Here is a 26,255-nt window from a genome sequence, read left to right on the forward strand (position 1 = left end):
GTTAGATCTTTATGAAAATAGTATTGGATGGTATAGAAAAAAATTTATGTACTCTAAAAACGAAGATGAAGTTCTATTATGTTTTGATGGAGTATATATGGATTCTACACTTTATGTGAATAATAAGTTTGTTGGCGAATGGAAGTATGGATACTCATCCTTTGAGCATGATATAACAAATGTTCTTGTGGAGGGAGAAAATGAAATACTTATAAGAGTAATCCATCAAAGTCCTAATAGTAGGTGGTATTCAGGAGCAGGAATATATCGTAATGTATGGTTAAAAACAAGAGATAAAAATCATATTGAAACTAATGGAATTTACGTTTCTATAAGAAAAGAGAATAAATTATGGAATGTAGAAATAAGTACAGAATTAAAGCTTTATGAAAATGCAAAATTATATCATAGCATTATTTATAATAATGAAGTTATTTCTACAACTAGTGAAGAAGTTAAGCGTGGAGAGAAGAGAAATATTCAAACTATGATTGTAAAAGAACCATTATTATGGGATATAGACAATCCTAATTTATACAAGCTAGTTACAGAACTAAAATTAATAGACGGGTATAATTTAACAAATATTGAACATATTTCTAAAAATATAGAATTTAAAGAAGTCATTATGGATCCAGATAAAGGATTAATATTAAATGGTAGAAAGATAAAATTATTTGGAGTATGTGAGCATCATGACTTAGGGGCTTTAGGATCAGCATTTAATAAAGAAGCACTAAGAAGAAGATTTAAAATATTAAAGGATATGGGGGTAAATGCTATAAGAACATCTCATAATATGCCAGATCCACAGTTTATGGATTTAGCTGATGAAATGGGATTTCTTATTGCCTCTGAAGCATTTGATATGTGGGAAAGAAGTAAGACAACTTATGATTATGCAAGATTTTTTAAAGAATGGTCACATAAAGATGTGATGAGCTGGATTACTAGAAATAGAAATCATCCTAGTCTTTTAATGTGGAGTATTGGGAATGAGATTTATTATACTCATGCAGATGTAAGAGGTCAAGAAATCACAAAAATGCTTATGGAATATGTAAAAGAATTTGATCCAAATGAAAATGCGAAAGTTACAATAGGTTCAAATTTTATGCCATGGGAGAACGCTAAAAAGTGTGTTGATATAGTTAAAATTGCAGGCTATAATTATTCAGAAAAATATTATGAAGAACATCATGAAAAACATAAAGATTGGATTATTTATGGAAGTGAAGCAGCTTCAGTAGTACAAAGTAGAGGAATATATCACTTTCCATTTGAGAAATCAATACTTGCAGATGATGATGAACAATGTTCTGTACTTGGAAATAGTACAACAAGTTGGGGAGCAAAAAGTCCAGAAAGATGTATAACTGATGACAGGTATGCAGAATTTTCTCTTGGACAATTTATATGGACTGGATTTGATTATATAGGTGAACCTACACCTTATCATACAAAGAATTCCTATTTTGGACAAATTGATACTGCAACATTTAAAAAAGATTCTTATTATATTTATCAGTCTGAATGGACAGATTATAGGAAAAAACCAATGATTCATATACTTCCTTATTGGGATTTTAGTGAAAATCAAATTGTAGATGTTAGAGTTTGTTCTAATGCTCCCAAAATTGAATTAAAGCTTAATGGAAAAGTTATAGGAAAATACAATATAGATCACAAAAAAGGAAAGGATCTTGTTGGATGGTGGAAGATTCCTTATAAACGTAGAAATTATTATGAAAGATGAAGATGGAAACATAGTAGAAAATGCAAATAATAGAGTAAAAGTAAATGTAAGTGGAGCTGGACGTTTAATTGGGTTAGATAATGGTGATAGTACCGATTATGATCAATATAAAGGATTAAGCAGAAGGTTATTTAGTGGTAAATTAATGGCTATAATAGGGAAGCACTTTAGAAGAAGGATATATTAATATGGAAGTTTCATCAACTGGATTAGAAAGTACATCCATACAGCTTGAAGCTATTAGTGCAAATGATGAAGAGTTAAAAGGTATTTGTGCAAGTACAGAAAACAAGGAAATGGAAGTAGTAATGGGAAGCTTAGATGAAATACCAATACGTAAAATAGAAATAGTAAGTGAAGATGGACAAGAATTTGATATAAATAAGAAAGAAATAATTGTTAAAGCAAAGCTTTATCCAGAAAATGCTTCATATAAAGAGATAAACTGGAGTTCTGTAAATGAAAGTGGAATAGTATCAAACATAGCTAAAGTTCAAAGTTTTGGAGATTATGCAAAGGTAACTGCTTTAGGAGATGGAGAGTTTAGAATCCGGTGTACAAGTAATAATGGTACTGATAAAGTAAAATTAATATCACAATTAGAATTTAAAGTAAATGGGCTTGAAGCTATATTTAAAAACCCATATGAATTTGTGTCAGGTGGCTTGTTTGATCATGATGTAACAGGGAATGTTGGAAATGGAAATGAAAAAGGTCTTTGTTCAGATCGCTAAAAAGAAACAAGAGTAGGTTTTTATGATATTGATTTTGGTTCTTATGGCTCAGATACAATCATAGTATCATTCTTTACCCTAAGTGATCAAAAATGCGATTTTCAGGTTTGGGAAGGTATACCTGAAGGTCAAAATAGTACACTAGTTGGTGAATTTATTTATCAAAAAAAATCTATATGGAACGTATATCAAGAAGAAACTTATAAATTAAACAAAAAACTTAAAGATGTAACTTCAGTTTATTTTGTTTTTTATAATAAAGTTCATATGAAAGGATTTATTTTTGAGAAGAAGAACAAAGCTTTTGAAAAAATTATGGCTACAGAATGTAATAAGGTTTATGGTGATACATTCTTAATGAAAGAAGAGAGTATTGAAAGAATAGGAAATAATGTTTCACTGATATTTTGAAGATATGGACTTTAAAAGTGAAGGTGCATCTAAACTTATTATTTGTGGTAACTCACCTATTGATAAAAATACCATAAATATTCAATTTGCAGATGATCAAAATACAAGCAAGCAGATTGTTGAGTTTGCACATACGCAGGATTATGAAGAAATGGTGTTTAGTTTAGAAAAGATGACAGGAATTAAGACAGTAACGTTTATATTTTTACCAGGATGTAATTTTGATTTCAAGTGGTTCAGATTTGAAGTGTAAAAGTATAATTCAGATAAAAGTTGAGTGTATTTTTCATTACTAATTTGATTAATTTTGAAAGGTTATATTTAATAATATATTTTAATAGTGAAGGTAAGGTGTTTGAGATGAAAAATAATCCTATTATTTGGTCTGATTATCCTGATTTAGATGTAATAAGAGTTGGCGACACATATTATATGGTTAGCACTACAATGCATCTTATGCCTGGATGTGTTATTTTACGTTCTTATGACCTTATTAATTGGGAAGTAGCAACATATGTATATGATACTTTAGATGATACATGTGGACAAAAATTGGAAGGTAAAAACCAAATTTATGGAAAGGGCATGTGGGCAGCTTCACTCAGGTATCATAATAATAAATTCTACGTATGTTTTGTGGCTAATGATACAGGAAAGACATATCTGTATACAGCTACTGAAATAGCTGGAAATTGGACAAAACAAATAATTGAAGGATTTTATCATGATTGTTCATTATTATTTGATGATGATGGAAAAGTTTATATTGCTTATGGGAATACAGATATTCATATTACAGAACTAAAAGAAGATTTATCGGGGCCTAAACCTAATGGGTTAGATAAAATTATAGTAACTGAAACAGAAGAGTATGATCTTGGCTATGAGGGATCTCATTTTTATAAAATAAATGGTAAATACTACATTTTCTTGATTCATATACTTAAATCAAAAGGACGTAGAACTGAAGCATGCTTTGTATCAGATACATTAGATGGAGAGTTTATTGGAAGAGAAGTTTTTAATGATGACATGGGATATAAGAATTCAGGCATAGCACAAGGAGGTATAGTATCTACACCAGATGGTAAATGGTATGCAATGTTATTCCAAGACAGAGGGGCTGTTGGACGCATACCTGTTATTGTACCAATGCACTTTGAAAATGATTTTCCTTTATTTGATAAAAAAGCACCGGAGCATATTGAAATTGATAGTACAAGGCCAGAGTATGAATATAGTCCAATAGTTGGAGATGATGATTTTGTTTATGAACCAGACTTTAATGGAAAAGTTCACATTAAAGATGTTTGGCAATGGAATCATATTCCAGATGAAAGATTATGGTCAGTAACTGAAAAATATGGGACATACAGAATTAAATCAGGGAAAATAAGTCCAAATTTAAATTTTGCAGTTAATACATTAACACAACGTACCATGGGACCAGAATGTGAAGCTATTGTAACACTAGATGGTAGTGAACTTAAAAATGGAGATTATGCAGGTATATGTTTTTTGATAAGCACATATGGATTAATAGCTATTACTAAAGAAGAAGATAAATATTATTTAGTAATGTTGGCAAGAGAAAGTGAGGACAAATCAATTTTCGGAAACTTAGTAGATAGCGAACCTGGAACTGAGTATGGAAGAGTATCTTTGCATGGAAGTAAAATAACTCTTAAAGCAAGAGGAAACTTTATTAATGGAAAAGATGAAGGTGAGTTTTACTATTTAAATGAGATGAAATGGGAAAAGCTTGGTGTAACCCATAGTATGGTATGGAAAATGGATCAATTTATAGGATGTCGCTTTGGATTATTTTTATTTTCTACAAAGGAAGTTGGAGGATGTGCTGAGTTTTCTAATTTTAAATATAATATTATTCGATAAATATAACAATAAAAAAATTTCTTAAATTTACAAAAAATTTAAAGATTCGCAATAAAGGAGGATGATTTTTTGAAAAAGTTTATGGATATAAATTTTTTATTGAATAATGAGACATCTCAGAAACTATACCATAACTATTGTGTAAATTTACCTATAATAGATTATCATTCACACATAGATTCTAAGGAAATATTTGAAGATAAAAAATATGAAAATATAACACAATTATGGCTTTATCGAGATCATTATAAGTGGAGATTAATGAGAAGCTATGGAATTGAAGAAAAATATATAAGTGGTGAATCTACTGATTATGAAAAATTCTTAACATGGGCAAAAGCACTTTCAAGTGCAATAGGAAATCCATTATACCACTGGACTCATTTAGAATTACAAAGATACTTTGGAATAGAAGAAATTCTAAATGAAAAAAGTGCTCCTGAAATATGGCGAAAGACATGTGAATTATTAAGAAGCGATGAGTTTAGTGTACGAAAAATAATAAGTAAATCAAATGTAGAAAGTCTTTGCACTACTGATGATCCAGCAGATACTTTAGAGTATCACATGAAAATAAATGAGGATACCTCTTTTAAAACAAAGGTATTGCCAACATTTAGACCAGACAATATCATTGAAATAAAAAAGGATATATTTGTAGAATACCTAAAAAGATTAGAAGATATATGTGGGTTAAAAATAAATACTTATGATGAACTATTGGAAGTACTAAAAATGAGGGTAGAAAAGTTTAATGAAGTTGGATGTAAGATATCTGACCATGGATTGGATTCTTTTCCTAAATATATAGAGGCATCAATTGAAGAAGTAAAAGAAATATTTGATAAAGCTCTAAATAAAGAAGAAATAACTTTAGAAGAAGAAAATAAATACAAAATATATACATTAAAATATCTTGGAAAGTTATATTATGATCATGATTGGGCAATGCAATTACATTGTAATTGTATAAGAGATAATAATAAAAGGATGTTTAATAAAATAGGTCCAAATACAGGATTTGATACTATAAATGATGAGAAATTTGCATCATCACTTTTAAAATTCCTTAATTCTTTAGAAGTTGAAAATAAGCTCCCAAAGACTATAATATATAGCTTAAATCCAAATGATAATGCTTGGATTGCAACTGCAATCGGATGTTTTCAAGGTGAAAATATAAAAGGAAAAATTCAGTTTGGAAGTGCATGGTGGTTTAATGATAATAAAATTGGTATGGAAAATCAAATTAAAACATTAGCTAATATGGGATTATTAAATTCTTTTGTAGGTATGTTAACAGATTCAAGAAGTTTTTTATCTTACGTTAGACATGAGTATTTTAGAAGAATTCTATGTAATATAGTTGGAGAATGGGTAGAAAATGGAGAAGTACCAAATGATGAAAAACTTATCAGGAAAATTATTGAAGATATAAGCTATAACAATGCTAAAGAGTATTTTAATATATAAAGTAAGTGAGGTGTAAAAGTGAAAAAGCAAGTTGTATTAAACAAGATTGTAGAAAATGGAGTTATTGCAGTTATAAGAGGTGAGTCTCTTGAAATGGCAATTAAAACAGTAGATGCAGTTATAAAGGGTGGAATTAAAATAATTGAACTTACAATGACAGTTCCAAATCCAATAGATCTAATAAGAGAAATAACAAAAAAATATAAAGATAATTATGAAGTGGTAATTGGAGCAGGGACAGTTTTAGATTCAGAAACAGCTAGAGCATGTATTTTAGAAGGTTCTCAATTTATTGTAAGTCCAAGCGTGGATATTGATACATTAAAGCTTTGTAATAAGTATAAGATAGCAGTTATGCCTGGAATTATGACTGTTAATGATGCAATAATAGCTCTCGAGTATGGTGTGGATATAGTGAAGGTATTCCCAGCAAATTTATATGGACCATCAGTAATAAAATCTTTTAAAGGTCCGCTTCCACAGGGAGAGTTTATGCCAACAGGAGGGGTAAGCGTAGAAAACGTGCATGAGTGGATAGAAGCAGGGGCAGTTGCCGTAGGAACTGGTGGAGATCTTACTAAAGGAGCGAAATATGGAGACTATAAATTAATAGAAGAAACAGCTAAACGTTTTGTAGATGCTTATAAAAACGCAAAAATATCTCCAAAAGAAGTGGGTAATAAAGTTGTATCAAACTTATAATAAATAAGGAGAGTAGTTATGGATGTTGTAACTTTTGGAGAATCTATGGTTGTTTTAGCTCCTAACAGTAATGGACCTTTAAGACATATAAACACATTTACTAAATCATTAGGTGGCGCTGAATCAAATTTTGCAATTGCAGTTTCAAGACTTAATCACAGTATTGGCTGGTTCTCTAAAATATCAAATGATGAATTTGGAAAGTTTATTTTGAATACAATAAGAAGTGAAGGTGTAGATACATCAAGAGTTATTGTGGATAGAGAAAATTCATGTGGATTACTTTTTAAAGAATGTTACCAAGGTAAAAATCCGAATGTGTATTATTTTAGAAAAAATTCAGCAGCAAGCAATATAAGTGAAGAAGATATAGATGAAGAATATATTAAGAATTCCAAGATTCTTCATATTACAGGAATAACACCAGCATTATCAAAATCTTGTAGAAAAGCAGTTTATAAAGCAATACAGATTGCAAAAGAGAATAATGTACTTATATCATTTGATCCAAATATAAGATTAAAGTTATGGGATATTAGAGAAGCTAAAAAAGTTCTATTAGATATAGCAAGTCATGCGGATATAGTTCTTCCAGGAATAGATGAAGGACAGCTTCTTTTAGGATTAGAAGATAAAGATGAGATTTGTGATTACTTTCTAGAAAAAGGAGCAAAATTAGTTTGCTTAAAGTTAGGCGCAAATGGATGTTATTTAAAAAATAAAGAAGAAAGCGTTGTTGTAAATGGATATGATGTTCATGATATTATTGCAGATACTGCAGGAGCAGGGGATGGTTTTGCAGCTGGAATAATATGTGGATATTTAGAAAAGTTATCATTAAAAGAAATAGGAGAATATGCTAATGGTGTAGGTGCTATGGCAACACTTGTTAAAGGTGATTGTGAGGGATATCCAGATTATGATAAATTAATGAGCTTTATAGGAAAGAGTAAAAATATAGAACGATAATAAATTGATAAATATATAAAAGTGCTGCTAAGAATGGTTTTTGAAAATAATTCTTAGCAGTCTTTATATTTTAGAGGAATTATTAGTTTAATCTCTTTAATAGGAGCTAGAAGAAATGTATGTTTTCTCTATTTTATCTAATATGGCTTTATCATAGTAATAAAAAAGCATGCATATTGCACCAGGAATAAACAGTAAAAATCCAATTGAAAGATTTTTACACAAATAATATATGATTCCCATAATTACGAACTTTAAGATGCTTGTACCGAAATTCTTAAACATACAACTAATTGATAAAATAATCAAGTTTTTAAATGTAATTCTAAATCTAGAATTTATTGAAAAGGCATAGGTGCCTAATAATGCAAAAAGTACAGTTAGTATCATAAAGATCCAATAAAGTTGAGTTTGTGGTGAATTTAAGTAAAAATACATAAAATCAAATAGCAAGATATAAATGACACTAAGAAAAAACATCCAAATCTTTAAAAATGATATAAAGTTATTTTTATAAGATTTCCAATAGTAAGAAGAAGAAAATAATTCTTTTTCCCGCACTACTTTTCCCATTGTGCAGTAAAGTGAACCTAATGCAGGTCCTAATGGTATAAGCGCAACAAATAATGAAAATAAACTAAAATTATCTGATGATATTTCTATTAAAAGAAAGAAAAAAATTAGTAATATATTGCATAAAGAGAAATAAATACTGTTTAAAAAATATGCAATAAAATAGTTTGAAATTGTGAAAAGTGGCTGATCATAAAAATCTTTTTTCATAAGTGGCTCCTTTCATTGTTAGCAAATTATTTTCGGGGAAAAATAAATCAAAAATACTATAATAAATCATTATTATCTTAATGAAAGGTTTACAGATATTATACAATAAAACCACAATTTAATAAATAATATATTAAAAATTTTACAAAAAGGTAATTCTAAAAAAGGTGAGTATGGATATGATATTTTTAGAAAAGAAGAAGGTATATTAATGTTTTCTTCTTTTCTAATTGTAAGAAATTATTAATTAATTTTTTAAAAATATCTAGGTTATGTTTTTGTTTATTAAGTTATTTTTATAGTTCTTTGGAGTAGTATTTACTATTTTTAGAAAATTTCGATTAAATGACCGTATACTTGAATAGCCACACGAGAAAGAAATATCAGTAATTGACAAATCTGTGTTTTTTAGCAAGTGTATAGCATAGCTTATTCTATTTTCATTTATAAAATCATTGAAAGAGATACCTAAAATATTGTTTAAATATTTAGAGATATAAGTATAACTGTATCCAAATTTATTAGCTACATGATTTAATGAAATATCTTTTGTAAAGTTTTCTTGTATGTAGTTTAAAATCTTATGAAGAAGTTCATAATCAGTTTTTGTAGCTTCTAATAATGTAGTCTGCTCAAGTAGTTCATAGCAAATAAGATAAAGTATTGATTTAATTTGTAGAATATTATTATTTGGGTTAAAGATATTGTTAATTACTAAATTTTGAGAAATATTTGAAAGTTCAAAAACAGGGTTTTCTAAGAATTTTCCATATGCCATATTATTAAAAGTGCTTATATATTCTGGAGAAAATACACAGATATATGAATCAGAGTAATCCTTAGTTGAAAAAGAATGTGATTCATAAGGTAATATGAGTGCACATTGATTCTTTTTTAAAGTGAAACTTCTAGTATTTATACATATTTCAATATTACCTTCTTTTACATAAACAAACTCAAAGCTTCTATGTAAGTTTTTTGTATAGTTAAAATTGTAATTATGAAAAGAAGAAAATAGGTTATTTTCACCAAAATGGTAGGCTTCGTATTTTAACATATAAAACTCCTAAGATGATAAATTTTGTCTATAATTATATAAGTAACAACTTGTAAAGTCAAATAATAAATAGCTAGAATTATAGAATAAGGAATAAATAAATCCTAGAATACTTGCTGATTAAGAGTATAACAATGTGAATTATTAAGTAAAGATTCTAAAAACCACAATGATTATTATTTTATTAAAATATGAAAAGGATGAGTGATTATCAATGGAAATGACTTTAAGATGGTTTGGTAAAAAGTTTGATAGTGTTACATTAGAACAAATAAGACAGATACCAGGAGTTACAGGTGTAGTAACAACTTTATATGATACTATGCCAGGTGAAGTATGGAAAGTAGAAAAAATAAGAGCTATAAAAAAAGAAGTAGAGGATGCTGGGTTAAGAATAGCTGGAATAGAAAGTGTTAATATACATGATTCTATTAAAGTTGGTAGCGATGATAGAGATAAATACATTGAAAATTATATTACAACTTTAGAAAGGTTAGGTAAGGAGAAGATTGATGTTGTTTGCTATAACTTTATGCCGGTATTTGATTGGACAAGAAGTGATCTTGCAAAAGTAAGAAATGATGGATCTACAGTTCTATCATATGACCAAGAATTAATTGATAAGATAAATCTAGAGAATTTATTATCATCTATGGATTCTAAATCTAATGGATTTGAATTGCCAGGATGGGAGCCACAACGTATGGCTAGAATTAAAGAATTGTTTGAATTATATAGAGACGTGGATAATGAAAAATTATTTAGTAATTTAAAATATTTTTTAGAAGCTATTATGCCAACATGCGAAAAATATAACATAAAGATGGCAATACATCCAGATGATCCAGCTTGGCCTGTATTTGGATTGCCAAGAATAATGACATGTAAAGAAAACTTGTTAAGATTAGTTACAATGGTTGATAGTCCATGTAATGGAGTAACATTATGTACTGGGTCTTTAGGTTCAAATCCAAATAATGATATTGTAGACATCATAAAATCTCTAAAAGGAAAAATTCATTTTGCACATGTTAGAAATATTAAGCATTTAGGTAAGGGAAAATTTGATGAAGCTGCACATCTATCTTCTGATGGTTCTTTAGATATGTATGCAATTATGAAAACATTATATGAAATTGGTTTTAATGGAATAGTAAGACCAGATCATGGAAGAGCTATATGGGGAGAAAAGTCAATGCCAGGTTATGGGCTTTATGATAGAGCACTTGGAGTAGCATATTTAAATGGAATACTAGAAAGTTTACAAAAGCTAGGCAAATAATAAGGTGAGTAATTCGAAGTGAAATAATGTAATTATTGGTTATAGTTAAGTAATATGAAAGAACATAAAAATAAAGAGGATTAATCTAAACTTTAGGAGATGGTTGTATATGTTAAGATTAAACTATGATGGGATTTTAAACTACGAAGCGTGGACTGAAAGAAACATAAAGCTCCCACAATTTAATATAAATGAAGCGATAAAAAATACAAAGGAAAATCCAACTTGGATACATTTTGGCGCTGGAAATATATTCAGATCATTTCCAGCATTATTACAGCAAAAACTTTTAGAACAAGGTAAAGAGCATACAGGAATAATAGTCGCAGAGGGTTATGATTATGAAATTATAGATAAAATGAATAAGCCTCATGATAATCTAAGTTTATTAGTCACTTTAAAAGCTGATGGGCAAATAGAAAAGACGGTAGTAGCTAGTGTTGTAGAAGCTTTAAAGGCTGATAGTCAAAATGAAAAAGATTTTGAAAGATTAAAAGAAATTTTTAAAGCAGATTCTTTACAAATGGTAAGTTTCACTATAACAGAAAAGGGATATAGTATTAATGATAAAAATGGAAATTTAATTACAGATGTTGAAGAAGATTTCATTAGTGGTCCAAATTATCCTAAAAGCTATATTGGAAAGATATCTGCATTATGCTATGAAAGATATTTAAGCGGTAAGAAACCTATAGCATTAGTAAGTATGGACAATTGTTCTCATAATGGAACAAAGCTTTACAATGCAATAAATTCCTTTGCTAAGGCATGGACTAAAAATAAATTAGTAGAAGAAGGATTTTATAATTATATAAATGATAAGGGATTAGTTTCTTTTCCATGGAGTATGATAGATAAAATAACCCCAAGACCAGATGATAATGTAAAGGAAAGCCTTATACAAGATGGAATTGAAAATGTAGATCCTATAATAACAACTAAAAATACTTATGCTGCTTTATTTACAAATGCTGAAGAATCAGAGTATTTAGTTATAGAAGATGCATTCCCTAATGGAAGACCAAAGCTTGATGAGGTTGGAGTTAAATTTACAGATAGAGCTACTGTAGATAGAGTAGAAAAGATGAAAGTATGTACATGCCTTAATCCGCTTCATACAGCATTAGCTATATATGGATGTTTATTATCACATACAAAAATATATCAAGAAATGAATGATAAAGAATTAAGATTACTTATTGAAAACATAGGATATAAAGAGGGATTACCAGTAGTCGTTGATCCAGAAATAATAAAGCCAAAAGATTTTATAGATGAAGTATTAAATGTTAGATTACCAAATCCATTTATGCCAGATACACCTCAAAGAATAGCAACAGATACATCACAAAAGTTAGGTATTCGTTTTGGTGAAACAATCAAATCATATATTAAGCATGATAGTTTAAATGTAAAAGACTTGACATTTATACCTTTAGTTATAGCTGGATGGTGTAGATATTTATTAGGAATTAATGATGAAGGAAAAGAATTTATATTAAGTAGTGATCCAATGTTAGAGACATTAAGAGAATATGTTAAAGATATAAAAATTGGAGATAAGGGACCTTTTTCAAAAGAATTACATCCTATTCTTTCTAATGAAAATACTTTTGGAATTAATTTATATGAAGCTGGTATTGGTGAAATGATAGAAAGTTATTTTGAGGAGCTTGTAAGGTGTAATGGCGCAGTAAGAATCACTTTAATAAAGTATTTGAATTAAGATTCTAAAATATAGAAAAATAAAATATGAGAAGCTCTATCAGAACATTAAGTGGTAGTAAAATTATTTGTTTTGATATAGCTCTTTTAAATAAAATGGGGGTTTATTATGGTGAATAAAGAAAGCAATATGTATTTATGCTGGTTAAGTCATAGAGAAGTAAAAAAGAGTAAATATTCAAATTATCTTAAAAACATAGTAGTGAAAAGTAATACAAGTTTAATTAAGTCTGCTATAAATGAATTTGAAGTTGCTTTAAAACAATGTGATTTCGAAGAGAGTAAGTCTAATATTTTTGAATATGAAATAAAGGAAGATCATATAGTTTTAAGATTAATAGAAGATAGTAGAATAGTTAAAGATGGTTATATTATAAAACATGAATTAAAAGAAGGAAAAGCTTCTAATATAACAATAAGTGCTATTAATGAAGAAGGTATTCTTTATGGAAGTTTTGCTTTATTAAGATTATTGGAACAAGGTACAGATTTAGATAATAAAGAAATAATAGATAATCCATCGAAATCAATAAGAATGATAGATCATTGGGATAACTTAGATGGAACTGTTGAAAGAGGATTTTCTGGTAGTTCTATATTATATGAAAGTGTAAGAAATAAAGATAAAATGAAAGATATTATGGCTGCTATAGGAATAAATGCAACTTACGATTTAATAAGAGATGCATTTAATGATGATTACAAAGTAGCTTCTGATTTAGATAGAATAAATGATTATGCTAGAATGCTTTGTTCAATTGGAATAAATGCTATAACAATAAATAACACAAATGTACACACATTAGAAACTGAACTAATAAATAAAAGGATAGATGTTGTAAAAACTATAAGTGACATAATGATAAAATATGGAATAATAACTTATTTAAGTATAAATTTTGCATCACCAATAACATTAAAAGATTTAGATACTTCTGATCCTTTAGATGAAAATGTAATTAAGTGGTGGAGAGAAAAAATAAAATATGTATATAGTGTACTTCCCAATTTAGGTGGTTTTATGGTTAAAGCAGATTCAGAAGGCAGACCAGGACCATTTACTTATGGCCGTAATCATGCTGATGGAGCTAATATGCTAGCAAAAGAATTACAACCTTATGGTGGAAAGCTTATATGGAGGTGTTTTGTATATAACTGTAGACAGGATTGGAGAGATAAAAGAACAGATAGAGCAAAAGCAGCTTTTGAATGTTTTGCTCAATTAGATGGTGAATTTTTAGATAATGTATATTTACAAATAAAAAATGGACCAATGGATTTTCAAGTTAGAGAACCTATATCACCTTTATTTGGGAAATTAGACAAAACAAATATGCTAATGGAATTTCAAATAACTCAAGAATATACAGGACAACAAAAGCATGTATGCTACTTGATTCCATGGTGGAAGGAAATTTTAGAGTCAGAAACATATGCAAATAATGAATATAGCTCTGTAGCTGATAGAATAGAAGGAATTGCTGGTGTTGTTAATGTAGGGAATGATGAAAATTGGACAGGAAGTATATTAGCACAAGCCAATCTATATGGTTATGGAAGAATTATATGGAATAGTGAAATAAGCAGTGAACAAATTGCACAAGAATGGATTAAGCTTACTTTGGGTGATGATGAATTAGTTGTGAAAAATATTGAATATATACTAATGAACTCATGGAAAGCTTATGAAAATTACACATCTCCTTTAGGAATAGGATGGATGGTAGCTCCAGGACATCATTATGGACCAGATGTTAATGGCTATGAGTTTTCTCCTTGGGGCACTTATCATAGAGCAGACTGCAAAGGAATTGGGATAGATAGAACAATGGAAACTGGTACAGGCTATGTAAATCAATATAACGAACCACTTAGTAGCAGATATAATAATTTATATTCATGTCCAGATGAATTATTATTATTTTTTCATCATGTTTCTTATAATCATATATTAAAATCGAATAAGACTGTGATTGAGCACATTTATGATAGTCACTTTGAAGGGTATGAAACAGTAGAAAAATTCATTGATGCAATAAAAGAAATTAAAGAGAGACTAAATAGAGAAATTTATGAAAGTATCTTAAATGGCTTATATGTACAACTAGAAAGTGCTAAAGAATGGAGAGACATTATAAATACGTACTTTTATAGAATAAGTGGAATAAGCGATAAGAAGAATAGAAAAATATATTGATTATAAAAACTATAGTTTTTGGTATTTTATATATAGAAAGTTATGATGTAACTAATAAAGATGGATGATACAATATATTTGTAACAAACGTTTACAAATAATAGTCAAAATCAATGTGATTTTAGTATGGGGGGAAAGGTAAATGAAAAAAACAAAATCATTATTAGCTTTAGTATTGACAACTATGTTTTTGGTAGGTGCATTGGGTGGATGTGGTAGTAAATCGGATGCTGATAATAGTTCAGCATCCGATGGTGGAGTAAAAAAATTCACAGCATTTTTTGCAACAGCTGGAAAGGAAATTCCAGATAATAATAGAGTGAAAAAATTAATAACAGAGAAAATTGGAGCAGAAGTTGATGAACAATGGCTTACTGGACAAACTTCTAAAGAAAGAATTGGTGTTATGGTTGCGGGGGGCGAATATCCAGATTTTATAGATGCAGGAGATGCAACACAAGCATTGATTGATGCTGGCGCACTTATTCCATTAGAAGATTATATAGATAAATATCCAAATCTATCCAAGTACTTATCTGAACAAGATAGAAAAAGGTTAACACAACCTGATGGTCATATTTACTATATAAATCAATTCTCAACAGTTCAAGGAAAAGAAACAGATACCAATATGGGATCAGAAGCATTTTGGATTCAAAAAGCTGTTTTAGAATGGGCAAATTATCCAACAATAAAAACAGTACAGGAATATTTTGATTTAATATCAGCATATAAGGAAGCAAACCCAACAATAGATGGACAACCTACTATAGGTTTTGAGATTCTTTCTGATGATTGGAGATATTTCTGTTTAGAAAATCCTCCACAATTTGTAGCTGGATATCCTAATGATGGTAAAGCCATTATAGATAAAGATACATTAACAGCTAAAAATTATAATACAATTCCAGAAGCAAAAGAATATTTTAAAATATTAAATGAGCAATATGCTAAAGGAAATATAGATCCAGAAACGTTCACATCATCATATGACCAATATATTTCCAAGATCTCTACAGGTAGAGTTCTTGGTATGGTTGATCAACATTGGCAATTTCAAAATGCTGAAAATTCATTAAAGCAACAAGGCAAAGATGAAAGAACTTATGTACCGTTAGGTTTAACTATTGACCCAAATGTTACAGAGCACTATAGAAGCAAACTAGAGTTTAATGCTGGTAGTGGTATTGGTATATCAACAAGTTGTAAAGATGTAGAAGGAGCTTTAAAAGTTATAAATGATTTATTAGATCCTGAAGTAATAACAATGAGATCATGGGGGGAAAAAGACGTAGACTATAAAGTGGATGAAAATGGTAAATTTTATAGAACTGAAGAACAAAGAGATAATTCTAAAAATCAAGATTGGGTTAATGCTAATATGTGTGCATATTCTTACTTCCCTAACTATAAAGGAATGCAAGCAGATGGAATTAATACTATACTTCCAGGAGAGCAACCAGAAGAATTCCGTGCTACATTAAGTGAAACAGATAAGAAGATTCTTGATGCTTATGGATATGAAACATTTGCAGACTTTTTAAATCCACCACCAGAAGAAAATGAACTTTGGTTCCCTATTTATTCATATGTTAATACTTTAACTGCAGATTCTGCAGCAGGAATTGCATCACAAAAGATGGATGATATTAAGAAACAATGGCTTCCAAAAATTGTAATGTCAGGGACTTCAAATTTTGAATCAACTTGGAATGAATATACAACAACATTAACTACTCAAGCAGACGTTAAAGCATATGAAGATGTATTGACACAAGAAGTTAAGAGAAGAGTTGAATTATTAAGTAAATAAAAAATTGTTAGTAATAAGGGAAGATTTTTAGAATTCCCTTACTACTAAAATAAATTAAAGGAGAAAATAGTATGGAAGCAGAAATGAAAAATCTTAGCTTAAACGTAGAAACAAAACCTAAAAAAGATTTATTTAAGAAAATTATGAAACAAAAGACACTAATTATCATGTCTATTCCATTTTTGATATATATATTTATCTTCAATTATCTTCCTCTTGCAGGATGGCTTATGGCATTTCAAAAGTATAAACCTGCAAAAGGGTTATTTGACCAAACGTGGTGTGGACTGGATCAGTTTAAATTCTTATTTTCAGATCCAACGTTCTTAAAAGTAGTAAGAAATACATTGTGTATGAGTTTGATAAATTTAACATTAGGATTTATTTGTTCAATAGGATTTGCACTATTACTTAACGAATTAAGAAATATATTATCAAAAAAATTCATTCAGACAGTATCTTATTTACCTCATTTCCTTTCATGGATAATTGTAACAGGGATTGTTGCAGATGTTCTTTCTTCAGATGGTGGTATTATAAACCAACTCTTATTAGCAACTAATATTATTAATCAGCCAATTAATTTCTTTGCAGACACAAAATATTTTTGGGGAATAGTAGGTATAACAAATGTATGGAAAGAAGTGGGTTGGGGAAGTATTATTTACCTTTCAGCAATTACTGCTATAAGTCCAGATTTATACGAAGCAGCAGAAATTGATGGTGCAGGAAGATTTCAAAAGATGCTTCATGTAACATTGCCAGGAATTAAATCTACTATATTTATATTATTAATAATGAACATTGGTAATATATTAAATGCAGGATTTGAAGTTCAATATCTTTTAGGTAATGGTCTTGTACAGGAAGTATCACAAACAATAGATATTTTCGTATTAAAATATGGTATTAGTTTAAATAACTATTCTTTAGCAACGGCAGCAGGTATATTCAAAAGCGTAATTAGTGTGACTTTAATATTCATAGCAAATCGTTTGGCTAAATCTGCTGGTGAAGAGAGATTATTCTAGAAGGAGGAGCAATTATGGCAAATTGGAGAAGAAGAAGTAAGCGAGATATTGTATATGATACTTTAATAGGAATATTCATGGTGCTATTTTTAATTGTCACATTGTATCCAATACTGAATACATTAGCGATTTCATTTAATGATGGTATTGATTCGGTAAGAGGAGGAATATATTTATGGCCAAGAGTGTTCACACTTCAAAACTATAAGTCAGTATTTAATAATCAAAATTTAAGCCAAGCTGCATTTATTTCAGTTTCAAGAACAGTAATAGGAACAGTATTGCAAGTATTTCTAACAGCGATGTTAGCTTATGTTTTAAGTAGAAAAGAGTATATGTTTAAAAAACAACTTTCATTTATATATGTTTTGACAATGTATGTAGGTGGTGGAATGATCCCAACTTATGTATTAATAAAGAAATTGCATTTATTAAATAACTTTCTAGTATACATATTACCAGGCTTAGTTAGTGCCTTTAATATGATAGTAATTAGAACTTATATGAATGGACTTCCAGATAGTTTATCAGAATCAGCTAAAATTGATGGGGCAGGTGATTTTAGAATATTTATTCAAATAATATTACCGCTATGTAAGCCTGTTCTTGCAACAGTAGCATTATTTGTAGCTGTTGGCCAATGGAACTCTTGGTTTGATTCAATGTTATATTGTGCAGGTAATTCTTCATTGACAACTCTTCAATATGAACTTATGAAATTGTTATCAGCAGCGACACAACAAGGTACTTCAGGTACTGTTGATATGATGAAAAATGCTGGTAATATTGTAACACCGAAATCTATACGTGCAGCAACTACAATAATCACAGCGGCACCAATAGTATGTCTATATCCATTTTTACAAAGATACTTTGTTACAGGGCTTACAATTGGAGGCGTTAAAGAATAATGGGAGCATATTTAACTGAAAATTATACTAATCTTTTTAAAGAATATGGATATGATGAAAATAAAATTGAAAAGAGATTAGATGAAATATACGATACAATTTTTTATGGAAATGAAGAGGAAAGATTGTATCATGAAACAGAGAATAATATGGCATGTTTTATAGATACAGGAAATTATGATGTACGAACAGAAGGTATGTCATATGCAATGATGATGTGTGTTCAAAGAAACATGAAAAAAGAGTTTGATAAATTATGGAAATTTGCTAAAACGTATATGTGGATGGATTCAGGCTGGAATAAAGGATATTTTGCTTGGTCAGTTCAACCAAGTGGTATAAAAAATTCTGATGGTCCAGCTCCAGATGGTGAAGAATATTTCGCATTATCTTTATTCTTTGCAAGTAATAGATGGGGAGATGGAAAAGGAATATTTAATTATTCTTTGGAAGCAAGAAATATTCTACATGATTGTATTCATAAAGGTGAAAAAAATGATGGAGACAGCATGTGGGATATAAATAATAAATTAATAAAATTTGTTCCAACAGTAGATTTTACTGATCCATCCTATCATTTACCACATTTTTATGATTTGTTTGCTTTATGGTGTAATGAAGAAGATAAAGAGTTTTGGAAAAAAGCCTCTCAAAACAGTAGAGAATATTTAAAAAAGGCATGTCATCCAGTGACAGGTTTAGCACCTGAATATTCATATTATGATGGCTCTCCTTTTAAGCATGATAATCGTGAAAGGTATTATAGTGATTCATATAGAGTTGCTGCAAATTTAGGACTAAGCTATGAATGGTTTGAATATTCGGATTGGGAATGTGAATGTGCAGATAAAATTCAAAAATTCTTTTGTGAGACAGTAAAGGGACAAGATGATTTAGTTTATGAAATAGATGGAACAATTATAAATGAAAAAGCACTTCATCCTGTAGCTATTATAGCAACAAACGCTATGGCATCTTTAGCAGCTAAAGGAAAGTATAAAAAGGAATGTATAGATTTATTTTGGAACACACCTTTAAGAAGCGATGAAAGAAGATATTATGATAACTGTTTATACTTATTTGCTTTTTTAGCGTTAAGTGGAAATTATAAAATCTGGAAGTAAAGGAGAGTTACAGTTTATGAAAATTAAGAATCCTATATTATCTGGATTTTATCCAGATCCATCAATATGTAAAGATGATGAATACTTTTATTTAGTAACTTCAACATTTACTTATTTCCCAGGAGTACCTATATTTAGAAGTAAGGATTTAAGCAACTGGGAACAGATAGGTAATGTTTTAGATAGAAAATCTCAGCTAGACTTGAGTAATACAAGACATTCAGAAGGAATATTTGCTCCAACTATAAGATATAATGATGGAACATATTACATGATAACAACTAATATTACTCATGGAGGTAACTTTATAGTTACATCTAAAGATCCGGCTGGTCCATGGAGTGATCCTAACTTTTTAGAAGGTGCTCAAGGAATTGATCCAAGTTTATTTTTTGATAACGATGGAAAGGCTTATTATGTAGGAACAAGACCGAATCAGCAAGGCGTAAGATATAATGGAGATTGGGAAGTGTGGACACAAGAATTAGATTTAAACTCTATGAAGCTAGTAGGAGAAAGTCATAAAATATGGAAAGGTGCTCTTAAAAATGTAATTTGGCCAGAAGGTCCTCATATTTATAAGAAAGGCAATTATTATTATCTCATGATTGCTGAGGGAGGTACAGGTCCTGATCATTGTATCACAGTAGCAAGAAGTACATCTATATTTGGAGAGTATGTAGGAAATCCTAAAAATCCAATAATTACGCACAGACATTTAGGTAATAAATATCCAATACAACATGTTGGACATGGTGATTTAATAAGTACACAAGATGATAAATGGTTTATTATAATGCTAGCAAGCAGAAAGTTTAATGGATATTGTAATATAGGAAGAGAAACATTCTTAGCAACAGTTGATTGGGAAGAAGATTGGCCGATTATAAATTATGGGGTTGGAATATTGCAGGAAGAACAAGAAGTTGATCTTTGTGAATATCCAGTAGAAAGAAAAACAAATTCATATCATTTTTATAAAGAACAACTTGAAAAAGAGTGGCTATTTTTAAAAAATCCGTCAGAAAATTTGTATTCTCTTAAAGAAAGGGAAGGAGCTCTAAGACTATATCTTAAAGAACAAACCTTAAGTGATTTAGATAATCCGGCTTATATAGCTTTAAGACAAAAGAGTTATAACTATATTGCATCAACAGCAATGGATTTTACTCCGAACTCACAAAATGAGTGTGCTGGTATTGCTGTAGTTCAAAGTAATGAATATTATATGACATATGAATACACAAAAAAAGAAGAAAAATATGTACTAAGAATAATTGAAAAGAATAAAGAAAAATCTATCATACTTAATGAAGTAGAAATAAAAAATAAAAGATTATATTTAAAAATACAATGTAAAGATTCTTTATTAACATTCTATTATGGTTATGATGGGATTAATTATGAGGTATTACAACGTGATGTGGATACAAGGAATTTAAGCACTGAGGTAGCTGGAGGATTTGTAGGTTGCACATTAGGTATGTATGGATCAAGTAATAGGTATAAAAGCAATAATTATGCAGACTTTTTATGTTTTGAGTATCAAGATATAAAATAGCAATATAGATAATGAGATTTGATATGTAAAGGGAGAGGTTATATGTTAAATAAGAAAAAAGTATTAAAATGGATTAGCGTAATTACTATTGGACTAATAACTAATATAATTTGTATACCATTACAACATAATATTGTACCAGCTTTAGCACAAACAGAGCAGATAGCAGATGTGCAGTATTCCGAAAATTTTGAGGAAAGTATAGGTGAATGGAAAACTAGAGGAGGAGCTGTAGTTTCACAGGATTCAACACAAAAATACGAAGAAAATAATTCTTTAAAAGTATCAGGAAGAACAAAAACATGGGAAGGACCTATAAAAGACTTAACTAATATACTTACTAAAGGAGAAACTTATCATTTTTCTGTATATGTAATGTATGGTGATGAAAATGGATTAGATAATCAAGCTTTTAATTTACAATTTGAAAATGTTACTAGTGAGAGCAAAACTTACAAAACTGCTGGAAGTGGTATAGCAAAAAAAGGTCAGTGGACTAAAATAGAAGGTGACTATACAATTCCTGAAAGCGCAGATAAATATTCTTTATATATAGAATTACCTTATAAAGCAGATGATAAAGTTAATGATTCGGATAAAATTGATTTTTATTTAGACAATTTAGTTATTACAAAAACAGAAATAGCAAAAAAAGATTTCCAAAAAGATATTCCAAAATTAAAAGAGATATTTAGCGATTATTTTCCTGTTGGAACAGCAATTAATTCAAATCAGCTTGATAGTAGTGATATTCATTCTGAATTCTTAAAATATCAATATAATGCATTGGTGCCAGGTAATTTTATGAAACCTGATGCACTACAACCAACTGAAGGTAATTTTAATTGGGATGAAGCAGATAAGTATGTAGAGTTTGGTCAAGAAAATGGAATGATATTAAGAGGACATACTTTGGTTTGGCATAGTCAAATACCTAATTGGTTCTTTGAAGATAAAAATGACTCAACTAAATCAGCTTCAAGTGAATTATTAAGAAGTAGACTAGAGAATCATATAAAAACTGTGGTTGGAAGATATAAAGGAAAGATAAAATATTGGGATGTTGTAAATGAAGTTATCTCAGATAATAGTGGCTTAAGAGGAGAGAATGAAGGATCAAAATGGAAATCTATAATAGGAGATATTGATGGTGATGGCTATGATAGTGATTATATTGAATTAGCCTTTAAATATGCTCATGAAGCTGATCCAGAGGCAAAATTAATTATAAATGAGTATGGTACAGAAGGAAGCACTAGAAAAAGAGATGATTTATATAATTTAGTTGAGAGAATGCTTAAAAAAGGCATCCCAGTAGACGGTATAGGTATTCAAAGTCATATTTCTATAACTAGCCCTTCAGTAGAGCAAATTAAATCGTGTATTGAAAAATTTGCAACTTTGAAAAAATACAACCCAGATTTTACTGTTCAAGTTACAGAATTAGATATGTCAATTTATAATAGTGATGATGAACCTGAAAATATAACAAATGATATTTTAGTACAACAAGCAAGTCAATACAAATCACTATTTGATGTTTATAAAGAAGAAGCCCAAAAAGGTAATTTAGGATTAGTTATGTTCTGGGGTAATTCAGATGATGATTCATGGTTAGATAATTTCCCAGTAGTGGGTAGAAATAATGCCGCATTGCTTTTCGATAGAAATTTACAGGCTAAGCCAGCTTATTGGGCGATTGTAGATCCTTCGAAAGTTGATGTATATAAAAAGACAGTAAATACATCAAGTGGAACGCCTGTAATAGGAAATAATGTGGACGCCAAATGGATCACAACTAAATCCTTTGATGTTAATTCATTTGTAAAAGGATTAGATGGAGCTACAGCTAAGGTAAAATCTATGTGGGATGTGGATAATTTATATATTTTTGCAGATGTACATGATGAAACAGTTGGAGATAAAGATAGTGTAGATATATATGTATCTAATAGTGAAGGTAAATATGAAAAATATTCAATTAATCGTAGTACTAACAATGATAGAATTAAGGTTAGTAAAACATCTAGTGGATATCAAATACAAGCTAAATTACCATTAGAGGGCATTGAAGCTAAATTAGGAACTAAAATTATATTTGATATGAAAATTAATGACAATGATTCTAATGGGGATATAACATCTTCAGCAGTTTGGAATGATTATGCAAGCACAGATACATTAAATCCTGAAAATGGTGGAATATTATTATTTAGTCAAGCATCAAAATTAGTAGAAGTTAAAAAAGGAACTCCAGTTATTGATGGTAGTATAGATGATATATGGAAGACAGCTAATGTTATCAGCACAGATGTAAGTCTACAAGGGGAAGGTACAGCTAAAGCTAAAGTTAGACTTTTATGGGATAAAAATTATATTTATGTATTAAGTGAAGTTAGTGATGGCACTTTAGATAAAACTAGTAAAAATTTACACGAGCAAGATTCTGTTGAGGCATTTATTGATGAAAATAATGCGAGAACTTCGGATTATGATAATGATGATGCTCAATATAGAGTAAATTATGATAATGAACAAAGTGGTGGAGGAAACAGAATTGTTGATAAATTCAAATCAGCAGCTAGTAAAACTGATGATGGATACGTAGTAGAAATGGCTATACCTTTAAATAATCAAGCTGTAGTTAATCAAATTTTAGGATTTGATTTTCAAGTAAATGATGCTACTAATGGTACAAGAAATGGGGTAAATATTTGGTGTGATGAATCTTCTATGACATGGTCTACTCTGAAGAATATCGGTAATATATTATTAATTGGTTAAATAATCCTAATAAATATATTAGAAAAATAATATATACAAAATAAATATTCAAAAAAGAGAAGCTAAATATGAGATTTTGATGATATTTATATATTTTATAATTTTTAACTTAAAGGAGATTTAAAGTATGTCATTAAATTTGAATAAAATGTGGTTGCCTGCTTTAGTTAGTGATGGGATGATTTTACAAAGGGGAAATAAAACTTCAATTACAGGAAAAGCAAATAAAAATGAAAATATACTAATCGAATTTTGCGATGAAAAGTACGAAAGTATTACTGATGAAAATGGATATTTTAAAGTGACATTAAAAAACTTAGAAGCTGGTGGCCCTTATGAAATGATAATTAAGGGAAAAGAAGAAAGACGAATTAAAGATATTTTAATAGGTGATGTATATGTTTGTAGTGGGCAATCTAATATGGAATTACCAATAAGTAGAGTTGTTGATTTATATGAAGATGAAGTAAATGGATATAGTAATTCAAATATAAGAAGATTTACATTACTAAAAGAATATGATTTTCATGGACCACAAGAAGAAATTAATGGAAGTGGATGGTTAGAAATTAATCCACAAAATGCTTGTGAATGTAGTGCGGTAGCATATTTTTTTGCAAAAGATTTATATGAAAGATATAAAATACCAATAGGATTAATAATAAATGCAGTAGGTGGAAGTAGAGCAGAAAGCTGGATGAGCGAGGAAGCTTTGAATAAATATTCGAGGTTTACTGAAACAATAGAAAGATGTAAAAATGATTATTATGTGCAAGCCACAATAAAAAGCGATATGGATAGAATAAATGAGTGGTATACAACCATAAATAATATTGATGAAGGTTATAAGGATGAACAAGATAGATGGTATAGTGAAAATTATGATGATTCAAATTGGAGCACTATGACAGTTCCGCAAAGTTTTGAGGGGACAGAGCTTGAAAATATTAATGGATGTATATGGTTTAGAAAAGAGATATATTTATCAAAATGTGCAGAAAATTTAAAAAGTAAATTATTATTAGGTGCGATTGTAGATTGGGATGCAGTATATATTAATGGTATTAAAGTAGGACAGACCGATTATATGTATCCACCAAGGAAATATGATATTCCTAAAGATATACTAAAAGAAGGTAAAAATATTATAACTATACGATTAATAAGCAACATTAATGTAGGTGGATTTATAAAAGATAAGGATTATGAATTGATTATCGGATCTGAAAAAATAGATTTAAAAGGTTTATGGAAATATAAAATAGGATGTAAGATGGAAGCTTTAGAGCAGCAAACATTTTTTGAATTTAAACCAGTAGGTCTTTATAATAAGTTGATTTATCCAATTAAAGATTATAATATAGCAGGGGTTATATGGTATCAGGGTGAGTCCAATACTGAATATCCTTATGATTATGAAGAATTATTTACAGATATGATCAAAAATTGGAGAGAGACTTGGAATATAGGTGATTTTCCATTCTTATTTGTTCAATTAGCTAATTATATGGAACCAAGTGAAGAATATAGCGAAAGTAATTGGGCACTTGTTAGAGATTTACAAAGGAGAACGTTAAAAGTTAATAATACAGGAATGGCAGTAGCTATAGATTTAGGAGAATATAATGACTTACATCCGCTAAATAAAAAAGATGTTGGTAAAAGGTTAGCATTATGTGCTAGAAAAATAATTTATAATGAAGAGATTGTTCATAGTGGACCACTATATGAAAAGTTAGAAGTATGTAATAACAAAGCTAAGGTCTATTTTACTAATATAGCTAGTGGACTTTTAGTAAAAGGATCAGAATTAAAACATTTTGCAGTATGTGGCGAAGATGATATATATATACCTGCAAAAGCAATATTAACTAATAATGTAGTAGAAGTAGTTAGTGATAAAGTGGATTGCATATGTGGTGTAAGATATTGTTGGGCAGATTGTCCGTTAGAAGTTACATTATATAATAAAGAAGGATTGCCAGCCTCACCATTTAGCACAAAGTAAAGAACTACACCTATAAATAAAGAGAGGATTCAATATTG

At 29.2% G+C, this 26,255-nt stretch carries 21 protein-coding genes; 19 read left to right on the forward strand and 2 right to left on the reverse strand.

All coding sequences use genetic code 11. From position 1 onward, the window contains the following. Window positions 1-22 precede the first annotated feature (22 nt). From CNEONATNEC86_RS21380 to CNEONATNEC86_RS03005, 9 genes are all read left to right on the forward strand, one after another. Entirely contained in the window at window positions 23-1,756 is a 1,734-nt protein-coding gene (locus tag CNEONATNEC86_RS21380) for a glycoside hydrolase family 2 TIM barrel-domain containing protein (RefSeq protein ID WP_276508219.1), read from the forward strand. Beyond that, window positions 1,746-1,943: a hypothetical protein gene (locus CNEONATNEC86_RS21385; protein WP_058293755.1), complete on the forward strand. Its 198-nt coding sequence runs from the start codon at window positions 1,746-1,748 to the stop codon at window positions 1,941-1,943. The genes CNEONATNEC86_RS21380 and CNEONATNEC86_RS21385 overlap by 11 nt, the downstream gene beginning before the upstream one ends. Window position 1,944: 1 nt before the next feature. Beyond that, the gene (locus CNEONATNEC86_RS21390) at window positions 1,945-2,490 is read left to right on the forward strand and encodes an Ig-like domain-containing protein (protein ID WP_230131924.1); all 546 of its coding nucleotides are present in this window, start codon (window positions 1,945-1,947) and stop codon (window positions 2,488-2,490) included. Window positions 2,491-2,757: 267 nt separating this feature from the next. Beyond that, a complete protein-coding gene (locus CNEONATNEC86_RS21395) occupies window positions 2,758-2,901 on the forward strand; it encodes a hypothetical protein (RefSeq protein WP_230131923.1) in 144 nt (47 codons plus the stop codon). A gap of 4 nt (window positions 2,902-2,905) precedes the next feature. Further along, window positions 2,906-3,154, forward strand: a complete 249-nt coding sequence (locus CNEONATNEC86_RS21400; RefSeq protein ID WP_230131922.1) for a carbohydrate-binding protein — start codon at window positions 2,906-2,908, stop codon at window positions 3,152-3,154. Window positions 3,155-3,261: 107 nt separating this feature from the next. Continuing rightward, a complete protein-coding gene (locus CNEONATNEC86_RS02990; RefSeq protein ID WP_125149480.1) occupies window positions 3,262-4,797 on the forward strand; it encodes a glycoside hydrolase family 43 protein in 1,536 nt (511 codons plus the stop codon). 69 nt (window positions 4,798-4,866) lie between these two features. Next, the gene (gene uxaC / locus CNEONATNEC86_RS02995) at window positions 4,867-6,270 is read left to right on the forward strand and encodes a glucuronate isomerase (protein ID WP_058293759.1); all 1,404 of its coding nucleotides are present in this window, start codon (window positions 4,867-4,869) and stop codon (window positions 6,268-6,270) included. Between the two features lie 18 nt (window positions 6,271-6,288). Continuing rightward, window positions 6,289-6,972 carry a bifunctional 4-hydroxy-2-oxoglutarate aldolase/2-dehydro-3-deoxy-phosphogluconate aldolase gene (locus CNEONATNEC86_RS03000; RefSeq protein WP_159135487.1) on the forward strand — a complete coding sequence of 228 codons (684 nt, stop codon included), beginning with the start codon at window positions 6,289-6,291 and terminating at the stop codon, window positions 6,970-6,972. Between the two features lie 18 nt (window positions 6,973-6,990). Continuing rightward, window positions 6,991-7,941, forward strand: a complete 951-nt coding sequence (locus CNEONATNEC86_RS03005) for a sugar kinase (protein WP_058293761.1) — start codon at window positions 6,991-6,993, stop codon at window positions 7,939-7,941. Between the two features lie 96 nt (window positions 7,942-8,037). Here the strand turns inward: CNEONATNEC86_RS03005 and CNEONATNEC86_RS03010 are convergent, their stop codons facing one another. Beyond that, window positions 8,038-8,724: a DUF624 domain-containing protein gene (locus CNEONATNEC86_RS03010; protein ID WP_058293762.1), complete on the reverse strand. Its 687-nt coding sequence runs from the start codon at window positions 8,722-8,724 to the stop codon at window positions 8,038-8,040. Window positions 8,725-8,989: 265 nt separating this feature from the next. After that, window positions 8,990-9,781 (reverse strand): helix-turn-helix domain-containing protein, encoded by a 792-nt coding sequence (locus CNEONATNEC86_RS03015; protein ID WP_125149479.1) that lies wholly within the window; start codon window positions 9,779-9,781, stop codon window positions 8,990-8,992. Between the two features lie 214 nt (window positions 9,782-9,995). Here CNEONATNEC86_RS03015 and uxuA point away from each other — a divergent pair, with 214 nt between their 5' ends. The 10 genes from uxuA (at window position 9,996) to CNEONATNEC86_RS03065 (ending at window position 26,217) form a co-directional block, all read left to right on the forward strand. Continuing rightward, the gene (gene uxuA / locus CNEONATNEC86_RS03020) at window positions 9,996-11,063 is read left to right on the forward strand and encodes a mannonate dehydratase (RefSeq protein ID WP_058293764.1); all 1,068 of its coding nucleotides are present in this window, start codon (window positions 9,996-9,998) and stop codon (window positions 11,061-11,063) included. A gap of 109 nt (window positions 11,064-11,172) precedes the next feature. Beyond that, on the forward strand, window positions 11,173-12,789 hold the full coding sequence (locus tag CNEONATNEC86_RS03025; RefSeq protein ID WP_159135488.1) for a mannitol dehydrogenase family protein: 1,617 nt from the start codon (window positions 11,173-11,175) through the stop codon (window positions 12,787-12,789). Between the two features lie 108 nt (window positions 12,790-12,897). Next, the gene (locus CNEONATNEC86_RS03030; RefSeq protein WP_159135489.1) at window positions 12,898-14,985 is read left to right on the forward strand and encodes an alpha-glucuronidase family glycosyl hydrolase; all 2,088 of its coding nucleotides are present in this window, start codon (window positions 12,898-12,900) and stop codon (window positions 14,983-14,985) included. A 142-nt stretch (window positions 14,986-15,127) separates the two neighbouring features. After that, complete coding sequence (locus CNEONATNEC86_RS03035) at window positions 15,128-16,798, forward strand: type 2 periplasmic-binding domain-containing protein (RefSeq protein WP_159135490.1); 1,671 nt, start codon at window positions 15,128-15,130, stop codon at window positions 16,796-16,798. 71 nt (window positions 16,799-16,869) lie between these two features. Further along, a complete protein-coding gene (locus tag CNEONATNEC86_RS03040; RefSeq protein ID WP_058293768.1) occupies window positions 16,870-17,829 on the forward strand; it encodes an ABC transporter permease in 960 nt (319 codons plus the stop codon). Window positions 17,830-17,843: 14 nt separating this feature from the next. Beyond that, entirely contained in the window at window positions 17,844-18,740 is an 897-nt protein-coding gene (locus CNEONATNEC86_RS03045; RefSeq protein ID WP_058293769.1) for a carbohydrate ABC transporter permease, read from the forward strand. Then, window positions 18,740-19,864 (forward strand): family 8 glycosyl hydrolase, encoded by a 1,125-nt coding sequence (locus tag CNEONATNEC86_RS03050; protein WP_159135491.1) that lies wholly within the window; start codon window positions 18,740-18,742, stop codon window positions 19,862-19,864. Before CNEONATNEC86_RS03045 ends, CNEONATNEC86_RS03050 begins: the two co-directional genes overlap by 1 nt. Before the next feature lie 16 nt (window positions 19,865-19,880). Next, window positions 19,881-21,425 (forward strand): glycoside hydrolase family 43 protein, encoded by a 1,545-nt coding sequence (locus tag CNEONATNEC86_RS03055; RefSeq protein WP_159135492.1) that lies wholly within the window; start codon window positions 19,881-19,883, stop codon window positions 21,423-21,425. A gap of 42 nt (window positions 21,426-21,467) precedes the next feature. Then, window positions 21,468-24,209 (forward strand): endo-1,4-beta-xylanase, encoded by a 2,742-nt coding sequence (locus CNEONATNEC86_RS03060; protein ID WP_159135493.1) that lies wholly within the window; start codon window positions 21,468-21,470, stop codon window positions 24,207-24,209. Between the two features lie 127 nt (window positions 24,210-24,336). Continuing rightward, window positions 24,337-26,217 carry a sialate O-acetylesterase gene (locus tag CNEONATNEC86_RS03065; protein ID WP_159135494.1) on the forward strand — a complete coding sequence of 627 codons (1,881 nt, stop codon included), beginning with the start codon at window positions 24,337-24,339 and terminating at the stop codon, window positions 26,215-26,217. The last annotated feature ends 38 nt before the right edge of the window (window positions 26,218-26,255 follow it).

This window comes from Clostridium neonatale (assembly GCF_900465025.1).
Lineage (GTDB): Bacteria > Bacillota > Clostridia > Clostridiales > Clostridiaceae > Clostridium > Clostridium neonatale.